General features: G+C 64.2%; 27 protein-coding genes. 11 read left to right on the forward strand and 16 right to left on the reverse strand.

Annotated features, from left to right (window positions below; all coding sequences use genetic code 11):
* Positions 1 to 85: 85 nt before the first annotated feature.
* Positions 86 to 1,264: a polysaccharide pyruvyl transferase family protein gene (locus QCE73_RS21775; RefSeq protein ID WP_309883523.1), complete on the forward strand. Its 1,179-nt coding sequence runs from the start codon at positions 86 to 88 to the stop codon at positions 1,262 to 1,264.
* Here QCE73_RS21775 and QCE73_RS21780 read toward each other — a convergent pair.
* Positions 1,259 to 2,128, reverse strand: coding sequence for a LysR family transcriptional regulator (locus QCE73_RS21780; RefSeq protein WP_309883524.1), 870 nt, complete (start codon positions 2,126 to 2,128; stop codon positions 1,259 to 1,261). The genes QCE73_RS21775 and QCE73_RS21780 overlap by 6 nt on opposite strands.
* A gap of 105 nt (positions 2,129 to 2,233) precedes the next feature.
* Between QCE73_RS21780 and QCE73_RS21785 the strand changes: the two genes are divergently transcribed.
* Positions 2,234 to 3,778, forward strand: coding sequence for an MFS transporter (locus tag QCE73_RS21785; RefSeq protein WP_309883525.1), 1,545 nt, complete (start codon positions 2,234 to 2,236; stop codon positions 3,776 to 3,778).
* A 77-nt stretch (positions 3,779 to 3,855) separates the two neighbouring features.
* On the forward strand, positions 3,856 to 4,557 hold the full coding sequence (locus tag QCE73_RS21790; RefSeq protein WP_309883526.1) for an SDR family NAD(P)-dependent oxidoreductase: 702 nt from the start codon (positions 3,856 to 3,858) through the stop codon (positions 4,555 to 4,557).
* Positions 4,558 to 4,560: 3 nt separating this feature from the next.
* On the opposite strand, the gene QCE73_RS21795 is transcribed toward QCE73_RS21790, so the two are convergent.
* Together QCE73_RS21795 and QCE73_RS21800 are read right to left on the reverse strand one after the other, a co-directional pair.
* Complete coding sequence (locus QCE73_RS21795) at positions 4,561 to 5,604, reverse strand: diguanylate cyclase domain-containing protein (RefSeq protein ID WP_309883527.1); 1,044 nt, start codon at positions 5,602 to 5,604, stop codon at positions 4,561 to 4,563.
* A 162-nt stretch (positions 5,605 to 5,766) separates the two neighbouring features.
* Complete coding sequence (locus QCE73_RS21800; RefSeq protein WP_309884181.1) at positions 5,767 to 6,579, reverse strand: helix-turn-helix transcriptional regulator; 813 nt, start codon at positions 6,577 to 6,579, stop codon at positions 5,767 to 5,769.
* A 662-nt stretch (positions 6,580 to 7,241) separates the two neighbouring features.
* Between QCE73_RS21800 and QCE73_RS21805 the strand changes: the two genes are divergently transcribed.
* On the forward strand, positions 7,242 to 8,144 hold the full coding sequence (locus QCE73_RS21805) for an EamA family transporter (protein ID WP_309883528.1): 903 nt from the start codon (positions 7,242 to 7,244) through the stop codon (positions 8,142 to 8,144).
* Between the two features lie 177 nt (positions 8,145 to 8,321).
* On the opposite strand, the gene QCE73_RS21810 is transcribed toward QCE73_RS21805, so the two are convergent.
* Positions 8,322 to 8,966, reverse strand: coding sequence for a cation transporter (locus tag QCE73_RS21810; protein ID WP_309883529.1), 645 nt, complete (start codon positions 8,964 to 8,966; stop codon positions 8,322 to 8,324).
* 69 nt (positions 8,967 to 9,035) lie between these two features.
* On the opposite strand from QCE73_RS21810, the gene QCE73_RS21815 reads away from it, so the two are divergent.
* The gene (locus QCE73_RS21815) at positions 9,036 to 9,443 is read left to right on the forward strand and encodes a helix-turn-helix domain-containing protein (protein ID WP_309883530.1); all 408 of its coding nucleotides are present in this window, start codon (positions 9,036 to 9,038) and stop codon (positions 9,441 to 9,443) included.
* Positions 9,444 to 9,478: 35 nt separating this feature from the next.
* Here the strand turns inward: QCE73_RS21815 and QCE73_RS21820 are convergent, their stop codons facing one another.
* The 10 genes from QCE73_RS21820 to QCE73_RS21865 all read right to left on the reverse strand — a co-directional run bounded on the left by QCE73_RS21820 (position 9,479) and on the right by QCE73_RS21865 (position 18,021).
* Positions 9,479 to 10,681 (reverse strand): cyclopropane-fatty-acyl-phospholipid synthase family protein, encoded by a 1,203-nt coding sequence (locus tag QCE73_RS21820; RefSeq protein WP_309883532.1) that lies wholly within the window; start codon positions 10,679 to 10,681, stop codon positions 9,479 to 9,481.
* On the reverse strand, positions 10,678 to 11,436 hold the full coding sequence (locus tag QCE73_RS21825) for a DUF1365 domain-containing protein (RefSeq protein ID WP_309883533.1): 759 nt from the start codon (positions 11,434 to 11,436) through the stop codon (positions 10,678 to 10,680). The genes QCE73_RS21820 and QCE73_RS21825 overlap by 4 nt, the downstream gene beginning before the upstream one ends.
* Positions 11,433 to 12,734, reverse strand: coding sequence for an FAD-dependent oxidoreductase (locus QCE73_RS21830; RefSeq protein ID WP_309883534.1), 1,302 nt, complete (start codon positions 12,732 to 12,734; stop codon positions 11,433 to 11,435). Before QCE73_RS21830 ends, QCE73_RS21825 begins: the two co-directional genes overlap by 4 nt.
* 113 nt (positions 12,735 to 12,847) lie before the next feature.
* Entirely contained in the window at positions 12,848 to 13,453 is a 606-nt protein-coding gene (locus QCE73_RS21835) for a lipocalin family protein (protein WP_309883535.1), read from the reverse strand.
* Positions 13,450 to 14,520: an SAM-dependent methyltransferase gene (locus QCE73_RS21840; RefSeq protein WP_404989807.1), complete on the reverse strand. Its 1,071-nt coding sequence runs from the start codon at positions 14,518 to 14,520 to the stop codon at positions 13,450 to 13,452. The genes QCE73_RS21835 and QCE73_RS21840 overlap by 4 nt, the downstream gene beginning before the upstream one ends.
* Positions 14,521 to 14,581: 61 nt before the next feature.
* Entirely contained in the window at positions 14,582 to 15,361 is a 780-nt protein-coding gene (locus QCE73_RS21845; RefSeq protein WP_309883537.1) for a DUF1295 domain-containing protein, read from the reverse strand.
* A gap of 125 nt (positions 15,362 to 15,486) precedes the next feature.
* Positions 15,487 to 16,224: an anti-sigma factor domain-containing protein gene (locus QCE73_RS21850; RefSeq protein WP_309883538.1), complete on the reverse strand. Its 738-nt coding sequence runs from the start codon at positions 16,222 to 16,224 to the stop codon at positions 15,487 to 15,489.
* Positions 16,221 to 16,826, reverse strand: a complete 606-nt coding sequence (locus QCE73_RS21855; RefSeq protein ID WP_309883539.1) for a sigma-70 family RNA polymerase sigma factor — start codon at positions 16,824 to 16,826, stop codon at positions 16,221 to 16,223. Before QCE73_RS21855 ends, QCE73_RS21850 begins: the two co-directional genes overlap by 4 nt.
* A 164-nt stretch (positions 16,827 to 16,990) precedes the next feature.
* On the reverse strand, positions 16,991 to 17,434 hold the full coding sequence (locus QCE73_RS21860) for an SET domain-containing protein (RefSeq protein ID WP_309883540.1): 444 nt from the start codon (positions 17,432 to 17,434) through the stop codon (positions 16,991 to 16,993).
* A 308-nt stretch (positions 17,435 to 17,742) separates the two neighbouring features.
* A complete protein-coding gene (locus QCE73_RS21865; RefSeq protein ID WP_309883541.1) occupies positions 17,743 to 18,021 on the reverse strand; it encodes a hypothetical protein in 279 nt (92 codons plus the stop codon).
* Positions 18,022 to 18,119: 98 nt separating this feature from the next.
* Between QCE73_RS21865 and QCE73_RS21870 the strand changes: the two genes are divergently transcribed.
* The gene (locus QCE73_RS21870) at positions 18,120 to 19,508 is read left to right on the forward strand and encodes an FAD-binding oxidoreductase (RefSeq protein WP_309883542.1); all 1,389 of its coding nucleotides are present in this window, start codon (positions 18,120 to 18,122) and stop codon (positions 19,506 to 19,508) included.
* Here QCE73_RS21870 and QCE73_RS21875 read toward each other — a convergent pair.
* Positions 19,505 to 20,560 (reverse strand): EamA family transporter, encoded by a 1,056-nt coding sequence (locus QCE73_RS21875; protein WP_309883543.1) that lies wholly within the window; start codon positions 20,558 to 20,560, stop codon positions 19,505 to 19,507. The two genes, QCE73_RS21870 and QCE73_RS21875, sit on opposite strands and share 4 nt — an antisense overlap.
* Before the next feature lie 148 nt (positions 20,561 to 20,708).
* Between QCE73_RS21875 and QCE73_RS21880 the strand changes: the two genes are divergently transcribed.
* The gene (locus tag QCE73_RS21880; RefSeq protein ID WP_309883544.1) at positions 20,709 to 20,999 is read left to right on the forward strand and encodes a hypothetical protein; all 291 of its coding nucleotides are present in this window, start codon (positions 20,709 to 20,711) and stop codon (positions 20,997 to 20,999) included.
* Between the two features lie 75 nt (positions 21,000 to 21,074).
* Entirely contained in the window at positions 21,075 to 21,413 is a 339-nt protein-coding gene (locus QCE73_RS21885) for a cupin domain-containing protein (RefSeq protein WP_309883545.1), read from the forward strand.
* On the opposite strand, the gene QCE73_RS21890 is transcribed toward QCE73_RS21885, so the two are convergent.
* On the reverse strand, positions 21,410 to 22,312 hold the full coding sequence (locus QCE73_RS21890) for a LysR family transcriptional regulator (protein WP_309883546.1): 903 nt from the start codon (positions 22,310 to 22,312) through the stop codon (positions 21,410 to 21,412). The two genes, QCE73_RS21885 and QCE73_RS21890, sit on opposite strands and share 4 nt — an antisense overlap.
* Before the next feature lie 122 nt (positions 22,313 to 22,434).
* On the opposite strand from QCE73_RS21890, the gene QCE73_RS21895 reads away from it, so the two are divergent.
* The 3 genes from QCE73_RS21895 to QCE73_RS21905 are packed head-to-tail and all read left to right on the forward strand — an operon-like array spanning position 22,435 to position 26,030.
* Positions 22,435 to 23,376: a hydroxymethylglutaryl-CoA lyase gene (locus QCE73_RS21895; RefSeq protein WP_309883547.1), complete on the forward strand. Its 942-nt coding sequence runs from the start codon at positions 22,435 to 22,437 to the stop codon at positions 23,374 to 23,376.
* A 7-nt stretch (positions 23,377 to 23,383) separates the two neighbouring features.
* A complete protein-coding gene (locus QCE73_RS21900; RefSeq protein WP_309883548.1) occupies positions 23,384 to 24,532 on the forward strand; it encodes a CaiB/BaiF CoA-transferase family protein in 1,149 nt (382 codons plus the stop codon).
* A 58-nt stretch (positions 24,533 to 24,590) separates the two neighbouring features.
* Positions 24,591 to 26,030 (forward strand): MFS transporter, encoded by a 1,440-nt coding sequence (locus tag QCE73_RS21905; RefSeq protein ID WP_309883549.1) that lies wholly within the window; start codon positions 24,591 to 24,593, stop codon positions 26,028 to 26,030.
* The last annotated feature ends 109 nt before the right edge of the window (positions 26,031 to 26,139 follow it).

The raw sequence follows: 26,139 nt of genomic DNA on the forward strand, positions 1-26,139 counted from the left end.
GATCGGGGAGAATTAGACGATCGTGAGGGCGTCTCCGCGTCTTTCCCGCTGCCCGAAAGGAGGCCATCTGGCAAACGCTCGCTCCGTGTCGAAGCCGCGCATCGTCATCTTCGGCGCATTCGATCGGCACAACTTCGGCGACATGCTGTTCGCGCACGTCGTCGCGCATCTGCTTGCGGAGCGTCGTCCGGATGTCGATTTGATATTCGCCGGATGCGGGCGGCGCGACTTGCGCGCGCACGGCGGTCACGATGTCGCCGCGCTGTCGCAACTGGCAAAGCGCTGCCGCGACGAACCCATCGCGCTGATTCACGCAGGCGGCGAACTGCTGACGTGCGACGCATGGGAAGCGGCCGTGATGCTACAGACGCGCGAAGAAGCGCAAACCCGCATCGCCCGATACGGCTCGCGCGCGGCAGACCGCGACGCATGGGCGCGCGCCGAACTCGGAACGGATGCGCTCGCGCCCTATGTCATCGGCCGGGAGACGTTCGCGCAGGCCGCGTCGATCTGCTTCAACGCGATCGGCGGCGCGACGCTCGACGCCCGCGAAATTGCCTTGCGCGAGGACGTGCTGAACAAGCTTCGATCGGCCGACCAGATCAGCGTGAGGGACACGCAAACGCAAGCGACCTTGAAGCGCGCGGCCATCGATGCGCAACTCGTCCCGGACCCGGCATCGATGGTCGCCGAGCTTTTCGATGCGCGCATCCGGACACACTCGGATGCACGCCGCGGCTATCTGGCGGTTCAGTTCAGCGCGGATTTCGGCGATGACGCCACGCTCGCGCAGATCGCGCATCAACTGGACTTGCTCGGCACAACGACGGAACTCGGCATCGTGCTGTTTCGCGCGGGCGCGGCGCCGTGGCACGACGATATCGCCGTCTACGCGCGCCTCGCCGCACGCATGCGCCACGCGGCCGTGACGATCTTCGAGTCGCTGAACGTCTGGGACATCTGCGCGCTGATCGCGAACAGCGATGGTTTCGCGGGCAGCAGCCTGCATGGCCGGATCGTCGCGATGGCGTACGGTTTGCCGCGCGTGAATTTCCAGCACGTGGATGCCGCGAAGCAGCGCGCGTATGTGTCGACTTGGGAGATCGCGGATGCGCCGGGCGTCGTGCGGGTCACGGACCTGTATGCAGCGATGCGCGACGCGCTGACGATGGATCGCGCAACGCTTCGCGACAAGGCATCGGCGCTGGCAAAGGCGTATCGCGCGGGATTCGAACCTATCGCGCAGTGTGCGCTTCGATCATGAAGCCGCGAAATCCAGATACGCCCTGACCGCCGCCGCGCGCTCGAAGCGGCGGTAGACCATCGCCACTTCCGACGGCACCGCTTTCCCCGCGATTTCCCGATACTCCACGCCCGGCACCGTCACGCACTGCGCGAGCGAGCGCGGCACGACGGCGACATCGCCGCCCAGCGACACATGCGCGAGCACGTCCGCGAGCGTGCCGGGCTGCGCGACGACCCGCGCCGTGAAGCGCCCGCGCCGCGCCACTTCGAGCGTGCCGGATTCCTGCTCGGGCACGACGAACGACTGATCGCACAGTTGCGCCGGCGTGATGACGCTCGACGCCGCCAGCGGCGAATCGGCCGGCAACGCGACGATGAACGCATCGCGATGCACGGTGCGCGCCTCGACGCCTTCCGGGTACGGCACCGGCGGCCGCACATAGGCGATATCGATGCGCCCTTCCATCAACAGCGTGCCGGCCTCGCGCATCACGATTTCCTCGATGCCGATCTCGACGAGCGGATAACGCGCCCGAAAGCCGCGCACCGTGGCCTGTAGCACGCCCGAATAGACCGCCGACCCCACATAGCCGATGACGATCTTCCCCAGTTCGCCGCGCTCCGCCAGCGCCGCGCGTTCGGCGCCGCGCGCGAGATGATCGAGCGCGCTGACGGCCTCGCCGAGATAAGCCTCGCCGGCCGCCGTCAGCGCGACCGATCGCTTCGTCCGATGAAAAAGCCGCACGCCGAGCAGCCGTTCGGCTTCCTGAATCTGCTTGGTGAGCGCGGGCGGCGCGATGCCGAGCTCGTCCGCCGCGCGCGCGAAATGCAGATGACGGGCAACGCTCAGAAAACAGCGCACATGACGCAACTCGACAGGCATGTCCGTATTTACGAATTCGATAATTATTCGACGATTCTATGCCAATGACAGGAAAGACGGACGCCACTAGCATCGGGAGACTCTTTCGCTTTCATCGCGCACGCCATGTCGAACACATCCGGGAACCGCTTCGTCCTGCTCACCGCGTCCGCGACGTGTGCGCTGATCACGCTCGACACGAACGTCGTCGCGGTGGCGCTGCCGTCCATCGCACGCGATTTCCACGCCGGTTTCGCCGATGTCGAATGGGTCGTGAGCGCGTACATGGTCGCGTTCGCCGCGTGCCTGCTGCCCGCGGGCGCGCTCGCCGACCGCATCGGCCGCAAGAAAATGCTGATTGCGGGCCTCGCCGTGTTCTCGCTGGCGTCGCTCGGTTGCGGGCTCGCGCCGTCCGCGCTGGCGCTGAACCTCGCGCGCGCGGCGAAGGGCCTCGGCGCGGCGATGCTGCTGACATCCGCGCTCGCGATCATCGCGAACACGTTTCACGAAGGCGCGGCGCGTGCCCGCGCGTGGGCGGTGTGGGGCACGTGCATGGGCGTATCGACGACCATCGCGCCGCTCGTCGGCGGCGTCATCACGCAATGGGCGGGCTGGCGCTGGATCTTCCTGATGAATCTGCCGATCTGCGCGCTGCTCGCGGCGTGCGCCTGGCGCGGCATGCGCGAATCGCGCAATCCACACGCGGGATCGCTCGATCTCGCCGGCAGCGCGCTCTTCGCCGCAGCGCTTGCGCTCGGCATCTGGGCGCTGATCGATGCGCAGGCCGACGGCTGGACCGACTGGCGCACCGTCGCGCGCCTCGTCGCGTGCGCGGTGCTTTTCATCGTCTTCGTGCGGGTGCAGCGCTCGCGCACACACGCGATGATCGACCTCGCGCTGTTCCGCCAGCCGCGCTTCGTCGCCGCCGTGCTCGCGATGTTCGGCTACGCCGCGTGCGCGCAAGTGATGATGACCTTCCTGCCGCTCTACTTGCAGAACGCGTTCGGCTTGCCGGCGGTGCGCGCGGGCCTCGGCATGCTGCCCTTCGCGATCGCGATGATCGTCGGTCCGCATATCGGCGCGTCGCTGAGCAGGCGTGTCCCGCCGATGATGCTTTTGACGCTCGGCCTCGCGATCATCGGCGCGGGCAATCTGCTGACGGCGCTCTTCGCGGGCATGTCGAGCTACGGGATGATCGCGGTCGGCATGATCGTCACGGGACTTGGCGCGGGCGTGCTCAACGGCGATACGCAGAAGGCGATCATGGCCTGCGTGCCGCCGAACCGCACCGGCATGGCTTCCGGCATCAGCACGACGACGCGCTTCACCGCGATCGTCACTTCAGTGGGCGTGCTGGGCGCCGTGCTCGCGACGCGCACGCACGCCGCGCTCGATACCCACGCGTCGAGCCTCGCCGATCCGCAACGCGTGCTCGATGCCACGTTCCTCTCGCGCCTGCTCGCCGGCGATCTCGTCCATGCGGGCGGAAGCCTCGCGGGGCCGCAGGGCGTGGCGATCATGCGGATCGCGCGGGAGAGTTTCGCGAGGGGCTTCGCGTCATCGCTCGGTGTGGCGGGCGTATGCGCGCTGACGATCGCGGCGGCGGTCTGGTTGCTCGCGGGCCGTTCGACTGTCGAAGGCGGCGCGACGGGATCGGCGCTGGCCGAATGACGCGAGGTGAACGACTCGCCGCACGCCACGTTCCGTCCTATCCTTCTTCTGGCGCCATTGAACGGAGTGATCACGCAATGAACAGCCTGGAAGGAAAAATCGTCGCCATCACGGGCGGCTTCGGCAGTCTGGGACTCGCGACGGCGCGCGTGCTCGCCGAGCGCGGCGCGCGCGTCGCGTTGATCGGCCACGGAGGACCATCGGACGCGTTGCCCGCGCCGCTCGCCGATGCGTGCGTCGTCACCGGCATCGATCTGACGGATGCGACGTCGGCGCAGAAGGCCATCGACACCATCGTTCAGCAGACGGGCGGCCTGCACGCGCTGGTGAACGTGGCGGGCGCGTTCAGTTGGGAAACGATCGCGGACGGCAGCGTCGACGCCTGGCAATCCATGTTCGACGTCAACGTGAAGACCGCGCTCAATGCATCGAAGGCGGCGCTCGCGCAATTGAGCGCGAAGGAGGGCGGGCGCATCGTCAATATCGGCGCGCTCGCGGCGATGAAAGCGGGCATGGGCATGGGCGCGTATGCGGCATCGAAGGCGGCGCTGCTGCGCCTGACCGAAGCGCTCGCGGAAGAACTGAAGGACAAGGGCGTCACGGTGAACGCGGTGTTGCCCTCGATCATCGATACTGCGCCGAATCGCCGCGACATGCCCGACGCCGATTTCTCCCGCTGGGTGAAGCCGGAGGAACTCGGCGCGGTGATCGCGTTCCTGCTTTCGCCCGCGGCGCAATGCATCACGGGCGCGGCGATTCCGGTGACGGGGCGCGTCTGACGCTCAGCGGGTCTGCGCCTTGAACGTTTCACCCCGCATGCCCGCGCGATCCACGGCCGCGATGCGATTGCGGCCATTGTCCTTCGCTTGATACAACTGCGCGTCGGTGAGATTGATGAATGCCGTGACGTCCATGCGTTCGCCGGGCACGACGGTGCCCACCCCGAAGCTCGCCGTCACTTGCTGATCGTGCGGCGAGCGCACGTGCGGGATCGCTTTTTCGGCGATCAGCGCGCGGCAACGCTCCGCGATGCGCATCGCGGCTTCGGCGTCGGTATCGGCGAGGATCAGCGCGAACTCTTCGCCGCCGAAACGGCCGAGAAAGTGTCGCGGACCGGCCGCTTCGCCGAGCACGCCGGCGATGCGCTTCAGGCATTCGTCGCCCTGCACGTGGCCGTAATAGTCGTTGTACGACTTGAAGAAGTCGATATCGATCATGACGAGCGACAGCGGCGTGCCCGATTCCTTCGCGGCATTCCATTCGCGCGCCATCACGTCGTCGAAACGGCGGCGGTTGCCGACGCCCGTCAGGCTGTCGCTGAACGACAGGCGCTCCAGTTCCCGCTGCAATTGCGCGAGCTTTTCTTCGGTGCGCTTGCGTTCGCTGATATCGAACATGAAGCCGATCAGCGCCTCGACCTCGCCTTTCTCGTTGCGCTCGACGTGCACGACGTCGCGCAGCCACACGTAGCCGCCGTCGCGGGTGAGCGCGCGGTAATCGGCCTCGTGATCCGTGCCGGCTTTGGATTGCGAAACGCAGAAGGTGACGACGGCTTCGCGATCGTCCGGATGCATGCGCTCGGCCCAGTCGTGGACCGTTTTCCACGATGACGGAGCCCAGCCGAGCAGCGACTCGATCTGCGGCCCGATGTAGGCGAATTCCATCGTCGCCCAGTCGATCTTCCAGGGAATCGCTTTGGTCGATTCGAGCAGCGTGCGGTAGACGGCGTGATCGTCCTCGCCCAGTGCGCGGTCGGGCGGCGCGAGGGTGTCTTCGTGGCGCAGGAATGCGGCTTTGAGCGAGGGGGCGGAGGGGGCGCGAGTCATCGTGTGGGGGGAGGATGGGGTGGCGGTTGGGTGTGTTAACGGCGGGGCGTTGAAGATTCTGAAGGGTGACAAGCGTCTAGGAATGGCGATGCGGGTGTGGGGTTTCGGACTTTGCTTGTGGCTCGTTGAGTAGCTTTATCGCTATGCAAGGTGGTCTCGTAGCTACGCCCAGTTGCCGGCCTCAGACGAAAGCGTAAGCTCCCTGTATCGAGCGAGATACCGAACTGGGGTATCACCAAGAAGAAGCTTGAATGTGGCGGTGAAAGCGCTTGTGCTGCTGTATCCGAGATCGGCGGAGATATCTTTTACGCTTTCTCCCTGGCTGAGTCGGGACAAAGCCTCGAGCACGCAAACCTGCTGTCTCCAGACGACGAAGCTGACGCCTGTCGCTTCGCGAAATAGTCGAGTGAAGGCTCTGCGACTCATATTCGCCATCTTCGCCATTGCGTCGATCGATATCGACTGCGTTGGTGCATCGAGCATACGTCTGCATGCTTTTGAGAGTCGTGGGTCTTGCGGGAGCGGTACGCTTAAAGGCAACCGGGGCATACCGCTTAGTTCGTCGAGGAGGATCGATTCAAGACGAGCGCGTCGCGCGCTCATGCCGCTTGGCAAAGCCAGCATCGCATCGAACAGGTGCCGAAGTAAGGCAGAGACACCGTAGACCTGACAGGAGGGCGGCAAGGCGGCGAGCTTCGCGGACTTGTGTTCAATGAACGTATTCAGCATCGTCACGGCGCCATGCATATGCATTTCGTGACCGATGTTGGCTGGAACCCAGATCGCTCGCTGCGCAGGCACGATCCAGTTTCCCTTATCCGTGAACATCGAGATTCCGCCGCTCACCGCATATGCGAATTGTCCTTCGTCGTGCGTATGTCGGGCAAAAACGTCACCGGGTTTGAATGTACTGGTTGTCACGACGACACCAGTCGACTCGAGATATATGTCTGCTTTCCGTCGTTCGCCTGCCATTCCGCGTAGTTCTGAATTCAATCGAGAGTCGCCTCGAAATAATGGGACTTTGGCAGTCAGCGTGCGCGATGCACGAGGCTCCTGCAAGTCAGCCGGACTGGTTCTCGCTCATCTCGTATTTAGAGCCCGATTTTGTCATAAGAGTGCCCGATTCTGCAATCCGGCTCGATCGCACGCAGGATAGTATCCTGCTTCGATAAATGAACGGGGTCAGTGATAAATGAGTAGTACTTTTGTTATATTGTCACCACGGCGAAGATGCGAAAATTACGTGAGACATTTCTCAACATTCCTGACGATATGGGGGCGGCAGTTCTTTACAGCACCAGTCAGAACTTCCGCTCCGGGCTTGAGCTCACAGAAATTAAAAGTCAAACCTGCTTACCGGACACCCCCTTACTGCGCAGGAAAGCGTGTCGCGAGGTGTCGCGCAATACATCGTGCCGGTGGGTGCGGCCTTGGATAATGCAATCGAACTCGCAGCGATCGCAGCTTCCCATGACAAATCACGAATCATTCACGCGTTAGTCTGTCTGCTGCAATAACGCTTCTCGCTGCGCTAGCGCCGATTGATCAGTCGTGCCGAATAGCTCCGCCGCCGTCTGGTCTTTCTAAGCGGTTCCGAACGCACCACCACCAAAAAAGCTTCCATTGGAGAAAGCATGAAGAAGAAGCACCTTGCCCTCGCCTTACTGGTCACATTCATTTGGGGCATTAATTTCCCGATCACCAAACTTGGTCTGAACTCGATCGATCCGTTTGTGTTGACCGGCATCCGCTTCATGTTGGCCGCTATTCCGCTTGTGTTTCTAATTCGCAGGCCATCAGTCCATTTCGGTTATGTCGCGGCATACGGGCTGATCTTTGGCGTCGGTATGTGGGGAGCGATTAATTACGGAATTGCAGCGGGTGTCGCACCGGGTATCGCATCGTTGATCATCCAGCTCAGCGCTTTCTTCACGATGTTCTGGGGCGCACTCTTGTTTCGGGAAACTTTGCGCCCCACGCAATGGATCGGTGCGGTCGTGGTTCTCGTTGGGCTGTGCGGAATCTTCGTCGCGCAGAAAGGCGCGCACCAGGTCCTCGGTATTGCGCTGATCGTTCTGAGCGCAATCGCGTGGAGCGTGGGCAACGTGATTATCAAGAAGTCTGGAGTCAAGGAAATCTTTTCGTTCATGGTCTGGGCCAGCCTCTTTCCACCGCTTCCCTTGCTGCTCGGCACCTGGCTCATGCAGGGAGAACGTCCTTTCCTGATGAGCTGGGAAAACATGGACGAAATGGCCTTCTTCTCTCTGCTGTTTCAGGTGTACCTTGCCACGCATTTCTCGTATTGGGGCTGGAACTCGTTGATGAAGTTGTATCCGGTTTCGACGGTAGCCCCGTTGTCGCTCATGATCCCGGTATTCGGCATAGCCACTTCGATTCTGCTGGTCGGGGAGCAGTTGCATCCGGTGGAGATGGTATCGATCGTGGTCGTTATCGTTGGTCTTGCTATCGGGATTTACCGGAGGAGCAAAACGCCGGGACTGACACGACCCACTCCCACCACTGCTTCCAAGACTTGACGACGCAATAGAGCGTTGGCGTCCCGGCAAGTGTCGCCACGACGAGATTTAGTGCCTTGACGGTGTGCCGACTCGCGTCGGCTATCTGAGAACTCACTACCCTGCGATATGCTCCCTTCCCGGAATCTCGGGAAGCGCACACGCATTCGGTGAACACCTGCTTCTGCGGATAACGCCCTAACGACCGCGCGCGACAGCCCCGGACGAGCCCACCCTCGCTTCAGCCTTCGCTTGCCGAACGATCTTGACGGCCGACGTCAAGGCAAGCGTCGCCATGATTGCGGCGACGGCCAGATCCGGCCACCCCGCTCCGGTTCCGAACACGCCCAACGCGGCCAGAAGCACGGCAATATTACCCAGCGCGTCGTTGCGCGTGCAAAGCCATACGCTGCGCATGTTGCTGTCACCGTCGCGGTAGGTCAACAGGAGCAGTGCGACAACACAGTTCGCGAGCAAGGCGCTCAAGCCGACGATACCCATCGTGGGTACGCTCGGCACAGCGCTCGAGGTCAGGTTCCAGATCGCCAGGCCAATCACCCACACGCCGAATGCCCCCATCGAAACCGCTTTTATCCGCAATGCATTGGCGCGTGCCGTCACGCTTAGCCCTAACACGACAAGACTAATACCGTAATTTGCAGCATCGCCCAGAAAGTCCAGCGAGTCAGCCAAAAGCGACACGGAACCGCTCCGCAAACCAGACATGATCTCGACGAAAAACATCGTCAGGTTAATTGCGAGGGCTATCCACAGAATCTTTCGGTATCGGCCCTGACGAGCACGCGGCTGAACTTCGCAGTCATTACAGCAGCCTCCGGCCATGATCCACTCCGACACGAGATTGGTTAAAAGCACTATCCTGAACCCTGTAGCCACTACAGAGTCAAGCAAATGAGCGCCACCTACTCGATCGGTACGCTGGGCCGCCTGTCTGGTGTGAACATCGAAACGATCCGCTATTACGAACGCGTCGAACTGCTGCCCGCGCCGGTGCGCGGTGAAAACGGGTATCGGCGCTACGATGCCGATGCCGTGGAGCGACTGGCGTTCGTGCGGCGAGGCCGCGAACTCGGCTTCTCGGTAGACGAAATTCGAACGCTTCTGAAACTGGCTGACCATCCTGAGCATCCCTGTGCCGATGCGGACGAGATGGTCGTCGAACATCTGGCGGATATCGACGGCAAGATTCGTGATCTGAAACGAATGCGCAAAGCTCTCCGCGAACTCGCGCTTTGTCATAGCGAGACGGCAGCGCACTGCCGGCTTGTGCAAGCCCTTGCATCGAAGAGCATCGACTGACTCAAATCCGCGAAGAACCCTTTCCCGACCCAAACTCACCCGACCACGAAGTGCACAACCCCCGTCCGCCCTTCCTCGAACGCCGCTTCGCAATAAGCCAGATACAACCCCCAAGTCCGCAAGAACCTCTCATCAAACCCGAGCGCACGTACCTCATCGACACGCGCTTCAAACGCACCACGCCAACATCGCAACGTGCGGGCATAGTCCTCACCAAACGACAGCGCCACATGCGCCCCCATCCCCGCCCGCCGCGCCGCACGCACGAACCGCTCCGGACTCGGCAGCATTCCCCCCGGAAAAATCGTCTCCCGAATGAAATCGCTCGACGCGCGATAAGCCGAAAACCGCGCATCGTCGATAGTGATCGACTGCACGAGCGCCTTCGCGCCCGGCGCCAGGCAGCGGCGCAGCGTGCGGAAATACGTCGGCCAGAACCGCTCGCCAACCGCCTCGAACATTTCGATCGACACCACCGCATCGTACTGACCGCGCAGATCGCGATAATCGCGCAACTCGATATCGACGAGCCCGCTCAGCCCTTCACGCGCGATGCGCTCGACAGCGAACGCATGCTGTTCCGACGATATCGTCACGCCGTGAACACGAATCCCGAGACGCGCCGCATGCCGCGCGAAACCACCCCAGCCGCAGCCGATCTCCAGCACGCGCACGCCCGCCGTCAGCCCGAGCGTATCAACGATGCGCTGATACTTCCGATGCTGCGCGGCTTCGAGCGAAAGATCGGCGTCGCCGTCGAACCAGGCGCTCGAATATGTCCACGTCGGATCGAGCCAGAGCGCATAGAACGCATTGCCGATGTCGTAGTGCGCGTGAATGTTGCGTCGGCTGCCCGCACGCGTGTTCATGCGCAGACGATGTCGCACGTTGTGCCAGCACTGCGCGAAAAAACCGCCCGCGACGGTGCGCCCGATCGCCGGCTCGTTGCGGATCGCGAGCCGCAGCAGGGCGCAAGGATCGGGCGTGTCGATCCATCCATCGCGATACGCCTCCGCAAAACCGATGTCTCCCGCGCGCAGAATCGCGCGGCAGGCGCGCCAGTCGTGTATGGAAAGATGCGCGGCCGGCTGCATGAGCGGATCGCCGAACACGCAGCGGCCGCCGTCCGGCGTCACGAGCACCAGATGCCCGATGCGGATGCGACGGAGAAGGCCGAGAAAGATCCGTGCCGACAGCGGCATGGACGATGATGCGTAGAAGGACCGCAACAGGTTCATGGTCGGGATTTGGCGGTATTCGGTGGATGCTTGCCGTGAAAGGGCACGCGCTTCATCCATAGCCGCAGCGCCTGCCAGTGAATGCGAACGATGACGCTCGCGGCGAAGAGCGGCGCGCGCAGCATCGCGCGCCACACGAGCGCGCCGGTGAGCGGCCGCGCGGCGAGACCGATCGCGGTGCGAATCAGAAGGCCGTCACCATCGCGATAATCGATCGAGACGGAAAGACGATCGCCGTGCCGCCGCACGCGAAACGCGTAATCGCCCGCGATCTCGCAAAAGGGCGAGACATGCAGCGTCTTGCGGCAGACGAGCACGGTGTCATCGGCGATCGGTGCATGATCCTTCGCGCTCAACAAGTAGCCGCGATGCTCGCCGAACGTGTTGCGCACATCGGCGTAAAGCGCGCGCAATGCGCCCGCGCGGTCGTGACAGAACCAGAAGCTCACGGGATTGAACGCGTAGCCGAACACGCGCGGAATCGTCAGCAAATGGATTTCGCCATCGGCGGGAATGCGCGCTTGCGCCAGGCACGAGCGCATCCAGAGATCGAGATCGCAGTCGTCGCGCGGACCGTAATCGCGCCTGAAAAGAGCAAGCGGCCGAATGCGGTCGATGCCGAACCACACGCGCCGAAGCGCATCGAGTTGCGCGACGTCGCAATAAACGTAGCTCACCGGATATTCGAAGCGATGTCGCGTCGGGCGCAGCCGTTCGTGCATCACGCGGCCCGTCAGCCATTGCGCCGTTCTCATGGTTTCGCCCATGCCGGCTGCACGCCGAAATCGCGCGCGACGCGCAACGCCGACTTCAGTCCGTCCTCGTGAAAGCCATAGCCGGTCCACGCGCCCGCGTACCACGTGCGGCGCGCGCCCTGAATGCGCGGCAGACGCGTCTGCGCGTCGATGGCGGCCAGATCGAAAAGCGGATGTTCGTATTCGTACCGGCCGAGTTCCGTGCCGGGCGCGGGTTCATCGACGGGATTGAGCGTCAGGACCACGGGCGTCCTGAATGGCAAGGGCTGAAGCTGGTTGAGCAGATAGCTCACGCAGACCGGCTCGGCCGCTTCCCGCGCAAGCCCCGCGCGCGCGCCGATGTAATTCCACGCCGACCACACCCGGCGATTGCGCGGCAGCAGCGCGCGATCCGTGTGCAGCACCGCACGATTGCCCTGATAGCGCACGGCGCCGAGCAATGCGCGTTCTTCGGCGGATACGTCGTCGAGCAGGCGAAGGCTCGTCGGCGCGTGCGTGGCGAGCACGACGGCATCGAAGCGCTCGGGACCGGCATCGTCGGTCATCACGGTGACGCCGTCGTCGTCGCGGCGAACGCCTCGCACGGGCGTATGCGTACGCACGTCGTCGAGCGTCGCCGTGATGCGCCGCACATACTCGCGCGCCCCGCCCGCGACTGTCTTCCACGGCGGCCGATGGTTCACCTGCAAGAGCGCGTGATTCAGGCAGAAGCGCAGGAACGTGGCGGCGGGAAAGCGCAGGATATCGTGCGCCGCGCTCGACCAGATTGCCGCGGCCATCGGCAAAAGATAATGACGTTGAAACGGCGCGCCGTAACCGCCTTCGACGAGCAGTTCGCCGACCGAGCAGCGATTCACGCTCACGCGCTCCAGATGCGCGTGCGCCGATGCATTGAAACGCAGGATATCGCGCAGCATGCCGAGAAACGACGGCGAAAACAGATTGCGCCGCTGCGCGAACACCGTGTTGAGATTCGTGCCCGCCCATTCGAAGCGCCCGCCGTCGAGCGAAACGGAGAACGTCATCTCGCTTCGATGCGCGAGCACGCCGAGTTCGTCGAAGAGCGCGACAAGGTTCGGATACGTGCGGTCATTGAACACGAGAAAGCCCGTATCGACGGGATGCTGCATGCCATCGAGCGCGACATCGACGGTATGCGTGTGTCCGCCGAGATAATCGGCTGCTTCGAAGAGCGTCACGCGATGCGCGCGCGAGAGCAGATACGCGCTCGCGAGACCGGCGATCCCCGCGCCGATCACCGCGATACGCTGCTGTCTTCCTTTTGTCGATGCATTCATGCCGGGCGGTCTCCTCGCGCCAAAAGGTCTCCTCGCGCCACATGGACGTGGCTGTTTCCAAGAGATACGAAACGCACGCGCACGCGGATGCATGAGCGTGGCGTGACGTCGCGTCACTCGCGCTGACCGGGGCTCTGAAATCCGGGCTGTCCGATTTGTTCGGGCGATTGCGGCACGCGACGGAATCGCGCGATGTCGTAGCCCATCGCGTCGAGGCGCGCCAGCAGCGAGCGATAGACGTCGTCGCTCATCGATGGCTCGCGCGAGAAGATCCAGCCGAGCTTCTTGTTCGGATAGCCGAGGATCGTGTAGCGATAATCCGGATCGACGTAGAGCGTGAGTTGCGTCACGTGGACCGGCCAGAACGGTTGCACGCTCCATTCGCCGCCATCGCTGCCGGGCTTCACGGTATCGACGAAATGATGTGTCGTTTCCGCTTGTTCGAAACCGTTCTTGCGGCCATGAAAAACGTCGTCGATCTTGCCGTCGGGGCGCAGCGACCATTCGACGTGCGTACCGACGAAGTCACGCTCTGCGAAGTACGGAATGTTCGCGATGACATACCAGCGCCCCATGTAACGCGGCACATCGACGGGCACGGTCTGAAGCGGCTCGCCCGCACGCGGATTCGGATTCGGCGGGCTCGAACAGCTCGCCAGCGCCGCGACGACGCCCGCCGCCACGAGCGTAACGACCAGCACGCGATGTACATTTTTCATGTCGTCACCTTCATCGGACGCTTCTCGAACAGAAAATGCGCGACGCCCCATTCGCTGCCGCGCGCGTAGCCGAAGAGTTCGGCGACCGCCATGTAGAACATGCGCCAGCGCTGGAACCAGATCGCGGCTGCATCGCCGTAGACGTCGCGGAACATCGGCATGACGGTATCGCGTGCGGCATCGAGCGCGGCGAGCCATTGATTCGCGGTACGCGCATAGTGCGTGCCGTTCATCCACCACTGACGCGTCGCGCGCAGATCGTCCTGGAAATGCAGCAGCAAGGACGCCGATGGCATCGTGCCGCCGGTGAAGAAATAGCGCGACATCCAGTCGCCGCCATCGTGCGCGGTGAAGTGATACGCGAGCTTCTTGTGCGCGAAGTGGTGGACAAAAAGTCGTCCGTCATCGGCGAGCCAGCGCGCGATCTTCGCGAGCAGCAAGCCGTAGTGCTTCATGTGCTCGAACATCTCGATCGAGGCGATGCGATCGAACGGCGCTTCTTCACGCCCGAATTCGAAATCGACGATATCGCCCGTCATGACGCGCACATTGCCGAGCCCGCGCTGCCGCGCCCGCGCTTCGATGAACGCACGCTGCCCGTGCGAATTCGACAACGCGACGATCTGCGCGCGCGGATAACGCTGCGCCGCCCACAGCGCAAACGAACCCCAGCCGCAGCCGAGATCCAGAATGCGCTGGCCATCGGCGAGTTGCGCGCGCTCCGCATAGCGTTCGAGCATCGCGAGTTCGGCCTGCGCCAATGACTCGTCGCCGAGCGGATAGAAGCCGCACGAATACTTCAGACGCGGTCCGAGATGCGCCTCGAAGAATGCGTCCGGCAATTCATAGTGCTGCGCGTTGGCGGCTTGCGTATCGATCGCGATCGGGCTCGCGCGAAGTTCGGCGAGCAGGCGTTCGAACGCCTCCATGCGCAGCGCGTTGTCGTTCGCGTGTTCGTCGGTGAGACGCTGGCGGATCAGCATGCGCATGCCGGCGCGCACGAGCGCATCGGGTACGAAGCCGCGCTCGCACGCGCGAATGATCCGGCTCTCGTCGTGCGCGGGCATGTCTGCCGGCGTTGCGGGCGTCTCGTGGGCGGTGATGTTTATCGGCATATCGTTCCTCTGTTCACACGCGTTTGCGCGGCCACGGAATCAGCGCGCTCGTCGTGCGCATGTAGTCCCGATAACCGTCGCGCGTTTCGGCCAGACGCGCCTCCAGAATCGGAATGCCCGATACCTTCAGCAGCAGCCACGCCATAAGCACGGGCGGCGCGAGCGTGGCCCAGCCCCACGGCAGTTCGATCGACAGCACGGCGTAGGCGAGCCAGTGCACGCACTCGAAGAAGTAGTTCGGATGACGCGAATAGCGCCACCATCCTTCGCGGCACACTTTCCCGCGATGCGCGGGATCGGCGACGAAGCGCTTCAGTTGACGGTCGGCGGCGGCTTCGCCCGCGACGGCGATGATCCAGACCGCGACGAAACCCGCGACGCCCAGCGGACTCGCCGCATCGTCCGCATAGGCGGGTACGAAGAACGCGATGGCGAGCAGCATCGAAATGAATGCCTGCAACTGGAAGAAGCCGAACATGTTGAGCGCGGCCCGCGCGCCCCAGCGCTCACGAAACGCGCGATAGCGCGGGTCTTCCGGCTTGCCATGATTGCGCCGCCACAGATGCCGCGCGAGTCTCGCGCCCCAGACCGCGCCGCCTGCCGCGACGCACACGCGATTGACCATCGCGCCGGTTCCGCTAGCGGCGATGAATAGCGCGGCCGCGCCGAGCGATGCGGCCCAGACCGGATCGACCATGCCGGCGTTTTCCGTGCGCAACTGCCAGAGCCACACGACGGAAAACACCAGCACGAATCCGATGACGACGACAAGAATGGTGACGATGACGGGCATGACGGCTCCGCAAACATGCGTTCACAGAGCAATACGGATGCCGCACACGAGCGGATGCAGCGTGATGGGGACGAACGAAAAGTGGACATGCGCCGACAGCAGTCGGCGCACGAAGAAAGCAATCGTCAGGTCGAATGCATCTGGCCGGTCGCGAGGACTGTGCCGGTCGGCGCGCCGGTCGGCGATCCGCCCGGCGGTTCGTCCGATACCGCGAGCACGGCCTGCGCGTTCATCTGCGCGACGATCTCCGGCGGCAGTGTCATCGTCGCGGGCTGATCGGCAGGGAAGACGCCGAGCGCGATCGGCTTCGCGTTCGGCGGGATGAGCCAGAGTTCCGTCGTGCGATTCGCGGGCACCGCCGCACGCGACGCGGGCACGAGGACCATGCGCGCGCGCCGCAAGTCGACAGTCGCGGTCCAGTGCACGAGGCCGTCCTTGCGCGCGATCGTCGCGACGAGATATTCGCTCGGCACGGCTGCCGTCGTCGGCGGCGCTTGCGGCGGCTGGCGCAACAAGTTGAAGGTCACGCCGAGCAGCACCAGCGCGGCGACGCTCGCGCCGATCGTGAGCCAGCGCCAGACGCTCAGGCTGTCCCACCAGCGCTTGCGTTCCGGCGTGCTTTGCGGCGTCATGAACCCCAGATCGCGACGGATGCGCGTCCATACGCGCTCCGGCGGCGCGATCGCACGGATGTCTTCGGCGAGCGGCGCGAACCGTTGGTGCCAGTCGTCGAGCGCGCGCTGCAATGCCGGATCGCGGGACACATCCGCTTCGAGCGCGGCGCGTTCCTGCGCATCGAGCACGCCGAGCGCGTATTCGGCGCAGCGCTGATCGTCGTCGTCGTCGCGGGCGGGCGTGTTCATTGTTCGAGGCAGGTCTTGAGTTGCATCAGGCTGCGGCGAATCCAGCTTTTCATCGTGCCGAGCGGCACGGCGAGCCGTTGCGCCAGTTCGCTATACGTCGCGCCGGTGAAGAAGGCCTCGCGGATCGCACTCTTCTGCTGCGGTTCGAGCCTGTCGAGACATTGTTCGAGCCGCTGCCGCTCCTGGCTGGATTCGGCGGCGACGGCGGGCGTCGGAGATTCGTCGGCGATCTCGGTCGTGTCGTTCTCGCCGAGCAGTTCCTCGCGATGCTGCCGCATGCGGTCGATCGTACGATTGCGCCCGAGCGTGACGAGCCAGGTGACCGCACTGCCGCGCGCCGGATCGAAGGTATCCGCGCGGCGCCAAGCAGTGGCGAAAACCTCTTGCAGGATGTCCTCCGCTTCGCCGCGGTCGTGGATCATGCGCACGATCACGCCGAACACGCGCGGCGATGTCGCGCGATACAACTCGGCGAACGCGCGCTCGTCGCCCTTCGCCACGTTCGCGAGCATCTGGTTGGCGCGCTCGCGACGCAGCCGGCCGGCGTCGTCGGAGGAATCCGGGGCGAAGTTCTCGGTGCCGCCTGAGGTGTTGTCCGTCATGGGCAAAATGAGCCGGGCTGCGCTTCGGGCTGGGTATGTCGCGCAATATAGCATTGCGCTTCGCGATTCACTTGCCGTATTCATGACTATGCCGATGGTCTCGCGACCCATGTCGCCTCGTTCGACGATACGGATCGCGAGCCCGCGGAGATGCAGCGCGAACGCTACTTGCGCGACGACAGCATCGTTCCCCGGCAGCTCGACGCGAGACATCGGCAGGCATAGAGCCGCTTCAACGCGGCGGTGCGGCGGCCATCGACGGTCAGGCAATAGTCTATGAACAACTCCTGCCCCTTCCCGATCGGCCGGATCGCGCGGATGAACACGCGCTCGCCGTCCTGCTCCGCTTCGCAGTTCGGCGCGCAACTGTGGTTCAGCCAGCGTGCGGAATTGCCGCCGCGCGCGCCGTCGATGACGCTGCCGTCATCGAGGCCGAAGAGGAAGGTATGGCCGTCTCCCGCAGTCGATTTCGCGTGCATGCGCTGCGCTTCTTTCCACGACAGTCGCTGGCCTTTGTATTCGAGGAGCAGCGCGCCGATGGGCAGATCGGCGAGAGCGAAAACGCCCCGGCCATGAACGGGCGAAGTCCGGACAGTGATTCGACGCATGGTGTGGCGGTTCACAATAATGAGGTTGAATATTTGAGTGCGGGCGTGAGCATCGTTATGATGTGGCCGTCATAAATCGCTGTCACGTCCAATGCCCGCAGTTTCTCCCCGCAACAGCAGGAAGCGCAAGCCGTTACGCGGCTCGCTTGCGCGATATCACAACAGGATCGTCGAAGTGCTTGGGGAGGCGCGCGGCCAGCGCGTGATGATACGGTCCATCCATGACGATGGCGTCGAGCGGCGCACCGCAGTCAAGTGGATCAACCTGCTGCCGCTGGACACCGAGTTGTTCTAGTTCCAGCCGGCATCTAACTCCGAGCCAGTCCGCGTGCCTGTTCGAGCAACGCGGCCGCGGCGAGAAATTCCTTCCTGCCGGCCATCGTGAGCGCGGCGATCGCGGTGTCCCTGAAGAGCTCGTCGTCGGATGTGAGCGGCGCACGCAATTCGCCGGCGCGCGCCTGACGCAGCCGGAAAAACGCCAGCATCTCGAACGCCTGAGCGCGTTGATCTCCACTCAGGCTTGCCGCGACCAGTTCCGCCGCGCCCGTCAGTTGAGCCAGCGCGCTTTCGTAGTCTGTCCGTTCCATCGTCGCGTTTCTCCCGGATGATTGCCGGTAATTCTCGCGCGTTTTGGTTCAAACTGTCGCATCTGACATCGACGCGAAGCAACGAACGGAGACGACGCATGGTGGCAAGCGAAGCAGTAATGGCATTGCGTGAAGCGCTGGGCGCGCAGGTCGTGGCGTTGCCCGACGAATTCGGCGACAGGCGCGTCGCGGACTGGAGCGGCTTGCCCGGTGCGACGCCGCTCGCGATCATCCGGCCGCGCTCCACCGATGAAGTCGCGCAGGCGCTCGCCATCTGCGCGAAGCACAAGCAGCCGGTCGTGACGCAAGGCGGTCTCACGGGACTCGTCGGCGGCGCGAATCTGCTCGGCGGTGAAGTGGCGCTGAGCCTCGATCGCATGAACCGCATCGTCGAGATCGACGATATCTCCGCGACGATGACCGTCGAGGCCGGCACGCCGCTGCAAGTGGTTCAGGAAGCGGCGAGCGCGGCGGGCTTCTACTTTCCGCTCGATCTCGGCGCGCGCGGCAGTTGCTCCATCGGCGGCAATCTCGCGACGAACGCGGGCGGCAATCGCGTCATCAAGTACGGCATGATGCGCGATCAGGTGCTCGGCGTCGAAGCGGTGCTCGCGAGCGGCGAGATCGTCGGCGGGCTGAACAAGATGATCAAGAACAACAGCGGCTACGACTTGCGGCACCTGTTGATCGGCAGCGAAGGCACGCTCGCGGTGATCACGCGCGTCGTATTGCGTCTGCGCCCGAAGCCCACGGCGACCGCCACCGCATGGTGCGGGCTGCCGGATTTCGCCGCGGTCACCACGCTGCTCACGCGCGCGCAGGCGAGTCTCGCGCCGGGCGTGTCCGCGTTCGAGGTGATGTGGGCCGGCTATCACGATACGGTCATCGCCAATCTCGGGAATCTGCGCGCGCCGCTCGCCGATGCGCATCCGTTCTACGTGCTGCTGGAAAGCGTCGGCACCGATCCCGTCCGGCACGGCGAAGCCTTCGAGGAATTTCTCGGCGCCATGCTCGAAGCGGGCACCGTGACCGATGCGGCGATCGCGTCGAACGAAGCGCACGCGCGCGATTTCTGGGCGATCCGCGACGCGCCCGGCGAATACGATCGCTTCATCCCGAACTACGCGGCGTACGACGTGAGCTTCTCGATCGCGCAGGTCGGCGACGCGGCCGCGCAATGCGAAGCGCGTTTGCGCGCGCGCTGGCCCGATGCGATCGTGATGACGTACGGCCATCTGGGCGACGGCAATATTCATATCGTCGTGGACCTTCCCGGCCGAGGAAAGCAGGATCACGACGACATCGATGCCGTCATTTACGACGTCACGCGCGAGTTCGAAGGCTCGATATCGGCGGAGCACGGCATCGGCATCAAGAAGCGCGACTATCTGCACCTCGCGCGCCGCGCAACCGATATCGCGTCGATGCGCGCGATCAAGGCATCGCTCGATCCGCTCGGCCTGCTCAATCCGGGCAAGGTGTTCTAGCCGTGCTTGTGCGCGTGCCGGTGATGAATGTCGGGGAAATGCGCGTGTGAATGCGTGATCGGCAGATGCACGTGCGGATGCGTATGCGGCTCGTCGCCGGAATACGGAAAGTCGTGCACATGCCGATGATGCTCGTCATGCACATGCCGATGCGTATGTTCGAGCCGCTCGTGCGTGTGCATGTGTTCGTGGCGCTCGCGCACGTGCAGCCATACGCCGAGCGTCATCAGCGCGGCGGCGATCCAGAAGGACGCGCCCGGCGTCTGCGGCCACATCGCGAGCGAGAGCGCGACGCCGAAGACCGGCGCGACCGAAAAGTACGCGCCCGTGCGCGCCGTGCCGAGACCGCGCAGCGCGATCACGAACAACACGAGACTAACGCCGTAGCCGCCGAAGCCGGTCGTCATCGCGCCGGCGACGATGTGTAGCGCGGGCAGATGCGCGCCCATCGCGAGCGCGATGCCGAGATTCACCGCGCCCGCGACGAGGCCCTTCGCGCAGGCGATCAGCATTGCGTCGGCGGTCGAGATTCTGCGCGTCAGGTTGTTGTCGATGGCCCAGCACAGGCACGCCAGCGCGATCAGGAGCGCGCCTGTCGTAGCGTGCGCCGCGCCCGGCTGCCAGGCGAGCACGACGCCGCCCGCGACGATCGCGGCCATGCCGAGAAACACGGAAAAATCCACGTTCTCCCGAAACACGATCCACGCGATCGCCGCCGTCAGCACGCCTTCCAGATTGAGCAGAAGCGAACTCGTCGCGGCCGGCGTGCTTGTGAGTCCGAGCATCAATAGAGCCGGCCCGGCGACGCCGCCGAACGCGATCGCGCCGATGAGCCATGCGATTTCCCGCGCGCGCAGGCCTTCGTTTGTCGCGCGCATGAACGCGCGGCCGAGCAGGATCGCGCCGAGGCCGACGCCGCTGCCGAGATAAAACAGGCCGGCGACCATGAACGGCGGCATCGGGCCGAGCAGCGCCTTCGCGATCGGCGTGGTCGCGCCGAAGAGCGCGGCGGCGGCGAGGGCGGTGAGGATCGCGGTGAATCGGCTGTGCATGGGGAGGATCGTCAGTGAGCGCCGATTTTTCAGTGTAGACGACACCGAACCCTCGGATGATTCGCGTCTTTCGCGCGCTCATTTTTCGCTCATTTTCGTTGGGCAGAATGCTTCCATCGACAAACAACTGCAATCCAGGAGACGGGAAATGAGAGCGATCAAATACGCGATGGTGGCCGCCCAACTGACTTTCGGCCTTGTGACGGTGGCGCAGGCGCATCCGTTCATCGGCGTGGGGATCGTGGGCGGGCCGGTGTTCCCGGTCGCATCGAGCGCGCAGAGCGCGCCGCCGCTGCCGGTCTATCAGCGCGCGACGGATTCGGGCCCCGCGCCGCTGCCGCTCGACGCGCGGCCGGTGCGTTTCGCGGAGCCGGCCATCGGCAATATTGCGGCGATCATGGGGCGGGGGGATGGTGCGGGGCTTCCGGGCGGTGCTTGAATGGACAATCCCGCTCACATCGACGCTAAAAAGATTCGTTTGTAACGCCGGCCCCACCCGCGTTAGCCTCAACGAATGAGCGAAACCATCGACTACGCAGCCATCGCCGATGCCGCCCGCGACGGCTACATGAACCGCGTCATCTCGAGCGTCAACGATCACGATGTCCATATCAGCGTGATGGACGCGCCTTATCGATGGCACTTTCATCCGAATTCGGACGAGACTTTCGTCGCCGTCGAAGGCACGCTCGTCATCGAATTCGAGGAAGGCGCCGTCGAACTGCGCGCGGGGCAATTGCTCACCGTGCCCGCAGGCAAGCCGCATTGCACGCGGCCGGGCGGCGCGCGATCCGTCAATCTGACATTCGAGAAGAAGGACGCGCAAACCGTGTTCTGCGACGCGCCGCGTTAGCGCGCGGCCCGCGTTTCCAGATGCTCCACGAGGCGTCGCGCCGCCGGCTGCAACGCTTCGAAATCCCTGAAGCACACGACGAAGCGCCGTTTCGCGAACGCATCGGAAAGCGGAACGGCTTCGACGCCGAGCGCCTGCCGATACGTTCCCGCGACTTCCATCGGCACGACGCTGATGCCCAGTCCCGCCGCGACGACGCGAAACGCCGCGTCGAAGCTCGACACGATCACGCGATACGACATCGTCTTGCCCGCCTGCGCGGCCGCGCGTTGCAGCATCGTATGAACGGCCGTCGCGGGCGGCAGACCGACGTGCTCGAAGTCCAGCGATTCCTCGAAGCTCACCGAAGGCCGCCGCGCGAGCGGATGATCGGCGGGCACCGCGAGCGCGAGCCGGTCATGCCGATACGCGCGATGCTGCAAGCCGCGCAGATCGACGCTGTCCCAGCACACGCCGACCGACGCCACGCCTTCGCGCAGTTGCCGCACGAGATCGTGCGACAGGCGCTCTTCCACATCGACCTTGATGTTCTGATTCGCGGGCTCGCGCATGAACGACGCGATATCGTCGAGCAGCGCTTCCGCAATCGCCGATGCCGACGCGCAAATGCTCACGCGCCCCATCAGACCGCCGCCGAACGCGGCGACATCGTTCGCGATGCGCTCCATCGTGAAGAGCACGCTGCGCGCGTGCTCCAGCAGCGCGATGCCCGCGGGCGTCGGTTCGACGCCGCGCCGCGAGCGCGATAGCAGCGGCACGCCGAGCGACGTCTCCAGTTGCGCGATGCGCTTGCTGATCGCCGAAGGCTCGATATGCGATTCCTGCGCCGCGCGCGCGATGTTCTGGTGCTCGCAGACCGTCACGAACAGGCGCAGCGTTTTCAGGTCGATATCGCGCATGGGCTGACCACTCCTCTGACGTTCCGAACGGGAAGCATGAGCCTTCCAAATTACCGCTTTAATGGCGTTTGCGGAATCTCTAAAGTCGAGACCATACACACAAAAGACTCGGAGACAAAGCCATGCCCGCGTTCCCACAGCGCGCCGTGATCCGTGAGGTCGGCCTGCGCGACGGCCTGCAAAGCATTCGGACGATCGTGCCGACCGAACGCAAGTTCGAATGGATCGGCGATGCCTACGCCGCCGGTCAGCGCGAAATCGAAGTCGGTTCGTTCGTGCCCGCGCGCCTCCTGCCGCAACTCGCCGATACCGCCGAACTCGTCGCCTACGCCAAGACGTTGCCGGGGCTTTTCGTCTCCGTGCTCGTGCCGAATCTCAAGGGCGCCGAGCGCGCCATCGAAACACAAGCCGATCTGATGCTCGTGCCGCTCTCCGCGAGCCGCGCGCACAGCCTCGCGAACCTGCGCAAGACGCCGGAGGAAGTCGTCGCGGACGTGGCGCGCATGAGGGCGGCGCGCGATGCGTCGGGTTCGAAGACGATGATCGAAGGCGGCATCGGCACGGCGTTCGGCTGCACGATTCAGGGCCGCGTCGATCCCGCCGATGTGTTGCGCTGCATGCAGGCGTTGCTGGATGCCGGCGCGGACCGCGTCTCCATCGCCGATACGGTCGGTTATGCCGGGCCGTCTGCGGTGCGCGATCTCTTCGAGAAGGCGCGTGTCATCGCGGGCGAGCGCTTCTGGTGCGGCCATTTCCACGACACGCGCGGCCTCGCGCTCGCCAACGTCTACGCCGCGCTCGAAACCGGCGTCGCGCGCTTCGATGCGACGCTCGCGGGCATCGGCGGTTGTCCGCATGCGCCGGGCGCGAGCGGCAATGCGTCGAGCGAGGATCTCGCGTTCATGCTCGCCGATATGCGCATCGATACCGGCATCGACATTTCCGCGTTGCTCAACCTGCGCGCGAAGCTCGCGCGCTGGCTCGACGGCGAAACCCTGCGCGGCGCGCTCGCGCTCGCGGGCTTGCCGGTCACGTACGAATCAACCGCTGCAATCGAAGCCTGAGGACGATATGAGTCATTCAACCCTGCCGCTCGAAGGCGTGCGCGTGATCGAATTCACGCATATGGTGATGGGCCCGACCTGCGGCATGATCCTCGCGGATCTCGGCGCGGAAGTCATCAAGATCGAACCGCCCGGCGGCGACAAGACGCGCAATCTGCCGGGGCTGGGCATCGGCTTCTTTCGCTCGTTCAATCGCAACAAGAAAAGCGTCGTCATCGACATCAACACGGAAGAGGGGCGTGAAGCCGCGATCGATTTGATCGGCCAATGCGACGTGCTGCTCGAAAACTTCCGCCCCGGACTGATGGCGAAGTTCGGGCTCGACTACGACACGCTGTCGAAGGCGCATCCGAAGCTCATCTACGTGTCGCATAAGGGCTTCCTGCCGGGCCCGTATGAAAAGCGCCTCGCGCTCGATGAAGTCGTGCAGATGATGGGCGGCCTCGCGTACATGACCGGTCCGGCGGGCCGTCCGCTGCGCGCGGGGACGTCGGTGAACGACATCATGGGCGGCATGTTCGGCGCGATCGGCGTGCTCGCCGCGCTGCGCGAGCGCGATCTCACGGGACGCGGCCAGGAGGTGCAGAGCGCGCTCTTCGAGAACTGCGTGTTTCTTTCCGCGCAACACATGCAGCAATACGCGATGACGCACGAGGCGCCGCCGCCGATGCCATCGCGCGTATCGGCGTGGAGCGTGTACGACGTGTTCACGCTGGCCGAAGGCGAGCAGCTTTTCATCGGCGCGGTGAGCGACAAGCAGTTCGTGACACTCTGCGACGTGCTCGAACGCCCCGATCTGGCGCAGGAGTCCGGCTTCGCGACCAATGCGATGCGCGTCGCGGTGCGGCCGCATCTGCTCGAACGGCTCGGCGAGATTCTCGCGAATCATCGCGCGGACGAACTCGCGCCGAAGCTCGAAGCGGCCGGCATTCCGTACGCGCCGATCATGCGCCCCGAACAGTTGCTCGACGATCCGCATCTGAAGGCGAGCGGCGGACTCGTGCCGATGCAGACCGACGACGGCGGCACCACCGACGTCGTATTGCTGCCGCTCACGATGGGCGGACGCCGCCCCGGCGTGCGGCAACCGCTCGCGCGCGTCGGCGAGCATACGGACGAAGTGCTGGGGCAACTCAGGAAGAACGTCACGGCGTGAAGCATCGCGGCGAGCGCATATAAAAGCCGGCGCCGTCGCCCACTCAGGAGACAAAGCAATGCAACCAACCTTCAGCGCGATCGCCGAGCCGCTCGCATCGCCCGACATTCGCGTCGCCACGACGCCCGGTGCGCAGATCTCCGCGCGCATGGATCGGCTGCCGATCACGCGGCATCTGTGGATGCTCGTGTTTCTCATCTCGCTCGGCGGCTTCTTCGAAATCTACGATCTGATCTTTACAGGCTATATCGCGCCGGGCATGGCGAAGAGCGGCCTCTTGCAAACCACCACGCACGCGTTCTTCGGCTTCACGGGCATGGCGGGTTTCATCGCGGCGACGTTCGCGGGGCTTTTCATCGGCACGTTCTTCTTCGGCTGGTTGCCGGACCGCTACGGGCGACGCAGCGTGTTCACGTTCTCGCTGCTGTGGTACTCGGTCGGCTCCGCGATCATGGCGTTCCAGACCACGCCCGAAGGCGTGATCTTCTGGCGCTTCGTGACGGGCATCGGCGTGGGCATCGAGATCATCACCATCGACAGTTACGTGACCGAACTCGTGCCGCAGCACATGCGCGGCCGCGCGATGGCCTTCAATCAGATGGTGATGTTCGCCGCCGCGCCCGTCGCCGCGCTGCTGTCCTACTGGCTGGTGCCGGAAACCGTGTTCGGCCTCGATGGATGGCGCATCGTCGTGCTCGCGGGATCGGTCGGCGCGGTGGTCGTCTGGTTCATCCGGCGCGCGGTGCCGGAAAGTCCGCGCTGGCTCGCGATGCATGGCCGCAACGAGGAAGGCGAACGCGTCGTGAGCGAGATCGAGCGCGTGGTCGAGCGCGAATCGGGCGCCGCGTTGCCGCCGCCCGCGCCGGTCGTCGAGCAGCCGGCGCATCGGCGCGCGTCGATTCGCGAGTTGTTCGATGCGCCGTATCGCTCGCGTCTCATCATGCTCGTCGTCTTCAATTTCTGTCAGGCGATCGGGTATTACGGCTTCGCCAACTGGGTGCCGACGCTGCTCATCGGCCAGGGCGTCACCGTGACGAAGAGTCTGCTGTATTCGTTCGTCATCGCGTTCGCGCTGCCTGTCGGACCGCTCCTCGCGATGCTCTACGCCGACCGCATTCAGCGGAAGTATCTGATCGTCGGTGGGGCGCTCGTCGTGATCGCGAGCGGTCTCGCGTTCGGGCAGATGAAATCGCCCGCCGCGCTCATCGCGCTCGGTGTGCTGATCTCGCTTGCGGGGCAAACCATCTCGGTCTGCTATCACGCGTATCAGACCGAGCTCTTTCCGACGGCCGTGCGCTGCCGTGCGAGCGGCATCGTGTATTCGGCGAGCCGCGCGGGCGCGATGATGTCGGGCTTCATCATCGCGTCGCTGCTGAAGGACTTCGGCGTGCCGGGCGTGTTCGTCGGCATCACGGTGTGCATGTTGCTGGTCGCGCTGGCGATCGGGCTGTTCGGGCCGAAAACCAACGGATTGCGTCTGGAGGAGCTGAATCACTGAGCGGGTAGCGCCACGGCCATCGGGCTTTCACGAACCCATGCGCGGGCGTATGTTCGAAGGGCAGTGCAATCGGACATACGCTCGCGCACGCGGCATCCTATGCTAGTGC

Source organism: Caballeronia sp. LZ029 (assembly GCF_031451275.1).
Taxonomy (GTDB): Bacteria; Pseudomonadota; Gammaproteobacteria; order Burkholderiales; family Burkholderiaceae; genus Caballeronia; species Caballeronia jiangsuensis.

What these genes read in the sequence shown, in the direction of transcription:
- QCE73_RS21825 (WP_309883533.1), bottom strand. Translation starts at nt 11,436, where the DNA reads ATGAGAACGGCGCAATGGCTGACGGGCCGCGTGATGCACGAACGGCTG.
- QCE73_RS21900 (WP_309883548.1), top strand. Translation starts at nt 23,384, where the DNA reads ATGAGTCATTCAACCCTGCCGCTCGAAGGCGTGCGCGTGATCGAATTC.
- QCE73_RS21905 (WP_309883549.1), top strand. Translation starts at nt 24,591, where the DNA reads ATGCAACCAACCTTCAGCGCGATCGCCGAGCCGCTCGCATCGCCCGAC.
- QCE73_RS21820 (WP_309883532.1), bottom strand. Translation starts at nt 10,681, where the DNA reads ATGAACCTGTTGCGGTCCTTCTACGCATCATCGTCCATGCCGCTGTCG.
- QCE73_RS21785 (WP_309883525.1), top strand. Translation starts at nt 2,234, where the DNA reads ATGTCGAACACATCCGGGAACCGCTTCGTCCTGCTCACCGCGTCCGCG.
- QCE73_RS21880 (WP_309883544.1), top strand. Translation starts at nt 20,709, where the DNA reads ATGAGAGCGATCAAATACGCGATGGTGGCCGCCCAACTGACTTTCGGC.
- QCE73_RS21830 (WP_309883534.1), bottom strand. Translation starts at nt 12,734, where the DNA reads ATGAATGCATCGACAAAAGGAAGACAGCAGCGTATCGCGGTGATCGGC.
- QCE73_RS21805 (WP_309883528.1), top strand. Translation starts at nt 7,242, where the DNA reads ATGAAGAAGAAGCACCTTGCCCTCGCCTTACTGGTCACATTCATTTGG.
- QCE73_RS21865 (WP_309883541.1), bottom strand. Translation starts at nt 18,021, where the DNA reads ATGGAACGGACAGACTACGAAAGCGCGCTGGCTCAACTGACGGGCGCG.
- QCE73_RS21845 (WP_309883537.1), bottom strand. Translation starts at nt 15,361, where the DNA reads ATGCCCGTCATCGTCACCATTCTTGTCGTCGTCATCGGATTCGTGCTG.
- QCE73_RS21855 (WP_309883539.1), bottom strand. Translation starts at nt 16,826, where the DNA reads ATGACGGACAACACCTCAGGCGGCACCGAGAACTTCGCCCCGGATTCC.
- QCE73_RS21790 (WP_309883526.1), top strand. Translation starts at nt 3,856, where the DNA reads ATGAACAGCCTGGAAGGAAAAATCGTCGCCATCACGGGCGGCTTCGGC.
- QCE73_RS21875 (WP_309883543.1), bottom strand. Translation starts at nt 20,560, where the DNA reads ATGCACAGCCGATTCACCGCGATCCTCACCGCCCTCGCCGCCGCCGCG.
- QCE73_RS21850 (WP_309883538.1), bottom strand. Translation starts at nt 16,224, where the DNA reads ATGAACACGCCCGCCCGCGACGACGACGACGATCAGCGCTGCGCCGAA.
- QCE73_RS21895 (WP_309883547.1), top strand. Translation starts at nt 22,435, where the DNA reads ATGCCCGCGTTCCCACAGCGCGCCGTGATCCGTGAGGTCGGCCTGCGC.
- QCE73_RS21780 (WP_309883524.1), bottom strand. Translation starts at nt 2,128, where the DNA reads ATGCCTGTCGAGTTGCGTCATGTGCGCTGTTTTCTGAGCGTTGCCCGT.
- QCE73_RS21870 (WP_309883542.1), top strand. Translation starts at nt 18,120, where the DNA reads ATGGTGGCAAGCGAAGCAGTAATGGCATTGCGTGAAGCGCTGGGCGCG.
- QCE73_RS21800 (WP_309884181.1), bottom strand. Translation starts at nt 6,579, where the DNA reads ATGGCAGGCGAACGACGGAAAGCAGACATATATCTCGAGTCGACTGGT.
- QCE73_RS21795 (WP_309883527.1), bottom strand. Translation starts at nt 5,604, where the DNA reads ATGACTCGCGCCCCCTCCGCCCCCTCGCTCAAAGCCGCATTCCTGCGC.
- QCE73_RS21890 (WP_309883546.1), bottom strand. Translation starts at nt 22,312, where the DNA reads ATGCGCGATATCGACCTGAAAACGCTGCGCCTGTTCGTGACGGTCTGC.
- QCE73_RS21860 (WP_309883540.1), bottom strand. Translation starts at nt 17,434, where the DNA reads ATGCGTCGAATCACTGTCCGGACTTCGCCCGTTCATGGCCGGGGCGTT.
- QCE73_RS21815 (WP_309883530.1), top strand. Translation starts at nt 9,036, where the DNA reads ATGAGCGCCACCTACTCGATCGGTACGCTGGGCCGCCTGTCTGGTGTG.
- QCE73_RS21835 (WP_309883535.1), bottom strand. Translation starts at nt 13,453, where the DNA reads ATGAAAAATGTACATCGCGTGCTGGTCGTTACGCTCGTGGCGGCGGGC.
- QCE73_RS21885 (WP_309883545.1), top strand. Translation starts at nt 21,075, where the DNA reads ATGAGCGAAACCATCGACTACGCAGCCATCGCCGATGCCGCCCGCGAC.
- QCE73_RS21840 (WP_404989807.1), bottom strand. Translation starts at nt 14,520, where the DNA reads ATGCCCGCGCACGACGAGAGCCGGATCATTCGCGCGTGCGAGCGCGGC.
- QCE73_RS21810 (WP_309883529.1), bottom strand. Translation starts at nt 8,966, where the DNA reads ATGGCCGGAGGCTGCTGTAATGACTGCGAAGTTCAGCCGCGTGCTCGT.